Source organism: Streptococcus sp. GMD6S, from assembly GCF_000297015.1.
Genome location: NZ_AJRH01000279.1, coordinates 1 through 1,568, shown reverse-complemented (window position 1 = coordinate 1,568; position 1,568 = coordinate 1). Strand labels below are relative to the sequence as shown.

The 1,568-nt window shown below is 40.1% G+C and carries 1 protein-coding gene; it reads left to right on the top strand.

Features of this window, described 5'->3' with window-relative positions; genetic code table 11:
* Positions 1-1,568 (top strand): GbpC/Spa domain-containing protein (locus GMD6S_RS10160; RefSeq protein ID WP_000303505.1); only part of this gene is annotated, 1,568 nt, incomplete at both ends.

Below are 1,568 nucleotides of genomic sequence, written 5' to 3'. Positions count from 1 at the left end.
CAACGAAATGAAACAGCCAAGGCAACTTATGAGGCTAAAATAGCACAATACGAAAAAGACTTGGCAGCAGTCAAACAAGCGAATGCAGCTAACGAAACAGACTACCAAACTAAGTTAGCGGCTTATCAGACAGAACTAGCTCGTGTTCAAAAGGCAAATGCTGATGCTAAAGCAGCTTATGAGAAGGCTGTTGAAGAAAACACAGCTAAAAATGCAGCGCTCCAAGCTGAAAACGAAGAAATCAAGCAACGGAATGCCGCGGCTAAAACTGACTATGAAGCAAAATTAGCTAAATATGAAGCTGATCTTGCCAAATATAAGAAAGAGTTGGCTGAGTATCCGGCTAAGTTGCAGGCTTATGAAGATGAGCAGGCCAAAATTAAGGCTGCATTGGTAGAACTTGAAAAGAATAAAGATCAAGATGGTTACTTGTCTAAGCCATCTGCTCAGAGTCTGGTTTATGACTTAGAATCGAATGCTCAACTTGATCTCAAAACGGAAGGAAAACTTCTCACTGCAGCAGCAGTTGATGAAGCCTTTAAGAAAGACACAGACCAATATGGCAAGAAAAATCTTCAGTTAGACAATCTAAATGTCAAGAACTTGGAAAACGGTGCAACTACTTCTTCAGTGGAATTGTATGGTAACATCAATGATAAATCAGACTGGACGACTAATGTAGGAAATAAAACAGAGGTTAAATGGGGCTCTGTGCTTCTAGAACGTGGGCAAAGCGTAACTGCAACTTATACTAACCTTCAAAATTCATACTACAACGGTAAAAAGATTTCCAAGATTGTTTACAAATATACTGTAGATCCTTCTTCGCAATTTAAAAATCCTACTGGAAAAGTTTGGTTGGGAATCTTTAGTGACCCAACTTTAGGGGTTTTTGCTTCAGCCTTTACGGGTCAGGTAGAAAAAGATACGTCAATTTTCATTAAAAATGAATTCACCTTCTACGATGAAAATGACCAACCAATTAATTTTGACAATGCTCTTCTTTCAGTAGCCTCACTTAACCGTGAACACAACTCTATTGAGATGGCCAAGGATTATAGTGGTACTTTTATCAAAATTTCAGGTTCATCTATTGATGAAAAAGATGGAATGATTTATGCTACCAAAACCCTCAATTTTAGAAAAGATCAGGGTGGATCTCGTTGGACTATGTATCCTAGAGCAAATGAACCTGGATCGGGGTGGGATTCATCAGATGCACCAAACTCTTGGTATGGTGCAGGTGCTATTAGTATGTCCGGTCCTACGAATCACGTTACAGTTGGTGCAACATCTGCTACCAATGTGATGTCTGTAGCAGAAATGCCTCAAGTACCTGGAAGAGACAATACTGAAGGTAAAAGACCAAACATCTGGTACTCACTCAATGGTAAGATTCGTGCCGTTAACGTTCCGAAAATTACCAAGGAAAAACCAACTCCACCAGTTGAACCAACTGCTCCACAAGCTCCTTCTTATGAAGTAGAAAAACCATTGGAACCAGCTCCAGTAGCACCAAACTACGAAAATGAGCCAACTCCACCGGTAAAAACTCCAGATCAACCGGA